The organism is Dialister sp. (assembly GCF_036343215.1).
In the GTDB taxonomy this organism is placed as follows: Bacteria; Bacillota; Negativicutes; order Veillonellales; family Dialisteraceae; genus Dialister.
In genome coordinates this window covers 1-4,996 of record NZ_JAZASU010000113.1, presented here as the reverse complement: position 1 = coordinate 4,996, position 4,996 = coordinate 1, and the positions used below count along the sequence as shown (strand labels likewise).

2 protein-coding genes are annotated in these 4,996 nt (G+C 48.3%); both read left to right on the top strand.

What is annotated here, in order from left to right; all coding sequences use genetic code 11:
- Window positions 1–548: 548 nt before the first annotated feature.
- Window positions 549–1,904 carry a sodium-dependent transporter gene (locus tag VZT47_RS09290; protein ID WP_330224688.1) on the top strand — a complete coding sequence of 452 codons (1,356 nt, stop codon included), beginning with the start codon at window positions 549–551 and terminating at the stop codon, window positions 1,902–1,904.
- A 956-nt stretch (window positions 1,905–2,860) separates the two neighbouring features.
- A complete protein-coding gene (locus tag VZT47_RS09285; RefSeq protein WP_330224687.1) occupies window positions 2,861–4,117 on the top strand; it encodes a Glu/Leu/Phe/Val family dehydrogenase in 1,257 nt (418 codons plus the stop codon).
- Window positions 4,118–4,996: the final 879 nt, after the last annotated feature.

Genomic DNA, 4,996 nt, shown 5'->3' with positions numbered 1-4,996 from the left:
GAGAATGTTTAAATCCTTATATAAAAGGGCCGCCTCCCCTATAAAAAGGCGGCCACCATAACTGCGAACTGATAACTAATAACTGATAACTATTTCCCCTAAAGTTTTTAAATAATGATTTTTATTTTTGTACACCCCCTTGGCGCGCCAAAGGAGGGGGAAGGGGTGTACTAACGGGATAGGGCAGTATGCCGGACAATCACTCGAAATTGAAACTAAAGCATATCCTGCCAGTTGAGGGCCGAAGGCAAAATTAAAAATTTGCGCCCGCAAGGGCGCCACCGCCCCTGATCCCTGGTCCCCAATCCCTGATCCCCAGGTCCTCCTGCACCAGCCATTATTTCCGAAATAAACTATTTCTACCATGCCCGACTGCTTATCCGACGTACTTTTATTATAAACCGGAACAGTGTATAATAATCTACGGCTCTATGTCCCTTATGAAAAAGGGACATCCTTTTGCGCAAAAATGGGAAGCACAATAAAAAGAGCGCGGAAGCAGGCGTGGGTGTCTCCTGCTTCTTTTCATTTATTTGGAGGATTGAAGCATGGAAGAAAGAGAAAGTTTCCGGTCCCGCCTGGGATTTATTCTGGTCAGCGCAGGCTGTGCCATCGGCATTGGGAATGTGTGGAAATTCCCCTATATCACCGGTGAGTATGGCGGCGCGGTTTTTGTTTTATTTTACCTGGCCTTCCTGCTCCTCATGGGAATTCCTGTAGTCACTATGGAACTGGCCGTAGGCCGGGCTTCCCACAAGTCCGTGCTCCGCGGTTTTGAAGCCCTGGAGCCGAAGGGGTCCAAATGGCATCTCCACGGCTGGGTATGTCTCATCGGCAGTTTCATCCTCATGGTTTACTACACCACCATTTCAGGGTGGATGGTGGACTATTTCTTGCGTTTCATCAATGGCTCCTTCAATGGCCTTTCGCCGGATTCGGTTTCGAAGGTTTTTGGAAATATGGTTTCCGATCCTGTGGAACTCACCATTTTTATGGGAATCAATGTACTCGTAGGCTTTGGCGTCTGTGCCGGAGGTGTGGCAAAAAGTCTGGAAAAAGTGACGAAAGTCATGATGCTGGGCCTTCTTTTACTGATTGTGGTTTTAGCCGTAAACAGCATGACCCTTCCCGGCGGGGAAAAAGGCCTCGAATTTTATCTTCTTCCTGACTGGAACAGAGCTGTAGAAGCAGGTCTTGGAAATGTGGCCGCAGCAGCCATGAATCAGGCTTTCTTCACTCTTTCCGTAGGTCAGGGGTCTATGGAAATATTTGCGTCCTACATGGGGAAAGATCATACCCTCGGCGGGGAAGCGGTCCGCATTACGGCGCTGGATACCTTTGTAGCCCTTCTGGCAGGAATGATTATATTTCCCGCCTGCTTTGCCTATGGCGTGGAACCTTCTGAAGGTCCGTCCCTTATTTTCGTGACCCTTCCGAATATTTTCATCAATATGCCCATGGGCCAGCTCTGGGGCGCTCTTTTCTTCGTATTCATGACTTTTGCTTCTTTCTCCACAGTTACGGCGGTTTTTGAAGCGCTCATCGGAAACTGCATGGACGATTTCAACTGGTCCCGTAAAAAGACAGTTCTCATTCTTCTGCCCCTCGTTTTCTTCGGTTCCATTCCCTGTGTGCTGGGCTTCAATCTCTGGGGAGACCTCCAGATCCTGGGAGCCAGAGGCGTCCTGGACAGTGAAGACTTCATCGTTTCCAATCTCGTCCTTCCCATCGGTTCCCTCATTTTCTGCCTCTTCTGCACCACAAAATACGGCTGGGGCTTTGAGAAATATCTGGAAGAAACCAATACGGGAAAGGGCATGAAGATTCCGAAGTATCTCGCTCCCTATTTCAAATATGTACTGCCCGTTTTAATTGCAGTCATTATTATCAGGGGGCTGATGTGAGTCGTTTGGGTCATTGGTTAGAACCCATGACCTGAGACAGTTGCGGTTTTCGTGAGTTAGCCTCACCGCATCACGCCCCGGTATAGTCTATCTCGAAATTTCGTGATTCGTGGTTCGTGAAGGTGGCGGTCTGATGACCGCCATTTTTGATTGGGGTTTAGCACAGGAGGAGGGGGAAGAAAAGACGGATTGCGGATTTGGGATTTCGGATTGCGGGAAGGTGGCGCTGCCATGGCAGCGCGATTTTTTATGGGGACTTTGCACAGGCAGAGGGACTTCCAGTGAGATAAAATCTCGTAAGACCCGATCGGTAGGCAAAGAATTGCCTCTGACCTCACAAGTCTGAAGCGGCAGGCTAACCTCGCAAGACCCGATTGGTCTGCATGGAATTGCCTCTGCCCATTCAAGTCCAAGGTGGCAGGCTAACCTCGCAAGACCCGACCGGTAAGCACAGATTTGCCTCTGACCTCACAAGCCCAAGGCGGCAGGCGAATCTCGCAAGACCCGAAAGGCAGGCACAGAATTGCCTCTGACCTCACAAGTCCAAAGCGGAAGGCGAACCTCGCAAGACCCGATTGGTCTGCATGGAATTGCCTCTGACCATTCAAGTTCAAGACGGAAGGCTATCCCCGCAGCACGAAAGCGGTCCAAGTCGAAAAGCCACAAAGGCTTCAAGTGGTAATCCACAGGCAAAATCCCCCATTCCGAAAAAGTTTCAAGCCGGAAAGCCTCAAAAGGCACAAATAAATATCGCCAGGCTATTTCCCAAATACTGCTATTCGAAATTTCGGAGCGTCTCCCTGTAAGCTATATAATATACTCATAGTAAGATGAGCTTATCTTCTCAAAAAACTTAAAAAGTGTTATAGTATTCTTTGTGAGGTCTGGGCTCACGAAGATAATTTCAATAAATAAAGGTGGGCTGAAGACCTGAATTTTTTTCAGGAGGCGTTAAAATGGCAGATTACAATCCTTACAAAAACATGCTTGACGTGCTGGACAGGGCGGCAGGTGTACTGGGGTATAAGGAGGAAGACTATGAATTCGTCCGTTATCCGGAAAGGGAACTCACCGTGAGCATTCCGGTCCGCATGGATGACGGTAAAGTGAAAGTTTTCTCCGGTTACCGCGTACAGCATTCCACTGCCCGGGGCGCGGCCAAAGGGGGCATTCGTTTCCATCCCCAGTCCGATGAAAATGAAGTCAAAGCACTGGCTGCATGGATGACGATTAAAAATGCCATTGGAAATATTCCTTATGGTGGTGCCAAAGGCGGCATTCGTGTCGATCCCCACAAACTGTCCCAGCGGGAATTGGAAAGACTGACCCGCGGCTATGTGAGAAAGATTTATCCGATTATCGGACCGGATAAAGATGTACCGGCTCCGGATGTGAATACGAATGGCCAGATCATGGCCTGGATTGCCGATGAATTTGCAGCTCTCTCCGGCAGCTGGCAGCCCGGCGTGGTCACCGGCAAACCCCTCTGCACCGGAGGATCTCTGGGCAGAAATGAAGCCACCGGCCGGGGACTCATGTTCACCCTGGAAACCTGGTGCGAAAAGAACCATAAAGAAATGAAAGATCTCACCATGATCGTTCAGGGCTTCGGCAACGTTGGTTCCGTCGGTTCCCTCCTCATGCATCAGAAAGGCGTAAAAATCACCACCATCGGCGATATCAATGGCACCTGGCATAAGGAAGAAGGCCTTGATATCGAAGCCATGTACGAATATGCAAACAGCCATGGCCGTTCCCTCAAAGGTTACACCGAAGAAGGAGCGGAAATGATTCCGGACTCTGAACTTTTTGCCCAGAAAGCCGATGTCATTTTCGTGGCAGCCATGGAAAACCAGCTCAATGAAAAGACCATGAAAAAAGTGCAGGCTCCTCTTATTCTCGAAGGTGCCAACGGTCCGACCACGGAAGAAGCGGATGCCTATTTCGAAGAAAAAGGCATCGAAGTTCTGCCGGATTTCATGAGCAACGTAGGCGGTGTCGTCGGTTCCTATTTCGAATGGGTACAGAACCGCACCGGTTACTACTGGACCGAAGAAGAATACAATGAACGGCTGCAGAAGAAAATGCGCCAGGCCTATGAAGACGTCTATGCACTGAAAGAAAAATACCACGTCACCTATCGCCTGGCAGCCTACATGCTGGCCCTCCAGAGAGTCGTGGAAGCCCAGAACGCAAGAGGATTCCTGGGGTGATTGGAGTCAACGGTCACGAGTTTGAGTAGATTCACTCATCGATAAATCGTGATCCGTGGCCCGTAAAGGTGGGTCGCGACAGAAAAAGCGGCCCATTTCTAACTTCTTAAATTCCACAAATTATAAAAACCGGAAATACGGTCAATCCAGTACTTCCGGTTTTTTGATGCATAAAAGGGTGTTTTTAAATGCTGGAGAAATAAAATCTAAAAAGGGTGCCTATATGATTTTATGGCGCCCACCATCCCGACAGTCCCGATACCCCCGATTGTCCCGACACAAAAGTCATAAAAAAGAAAGTCTGCCCTTCATAAAGACAGCTTCCCGGGCAAAAACAAATTAAAAAGACCTCCCGTTTGCGGGAGCGGGAGGCCTTTTGGAACCCCGGGAGAGGGTTCCCATGAATGTCAGGGGAAGGAGGGGATTCAGAAGCCTTTCTGCAATCGTTGGAGATCTCAAGTATTGCGGTCAATTCATCTGATTATGAAAAACAAAACATGAGTATTTGCAGATATGGGGTTTTATATGCAGATTGCGGAAAGGATTCCCCTGACAAGGTGGTGGAGATATCCCCTTTATCTCCACCATCAGTATAACAGAAAATCATTTTGAATCAAATATTAAATAGGAATGTTTCTATCTGTCATATGTGCATTTGGGTCATGAATGAGTGGCGAATGGAGGGGAAGAAAATAACGGATTGCGGAATGGGGATTTCGGATTGCGGGAAGGATATGGGGGTGTACAAAAATAGAAATCATTACTTTAAGAACTTCAGGGGGAATAGTTATCAGTTATTAGTTATCAGTTCGCAGTTGCGGTGGCCGCCTTTACATTGGAGAGGCGGCCTTTTTATATAAAAATTTAACCATTTCTGAT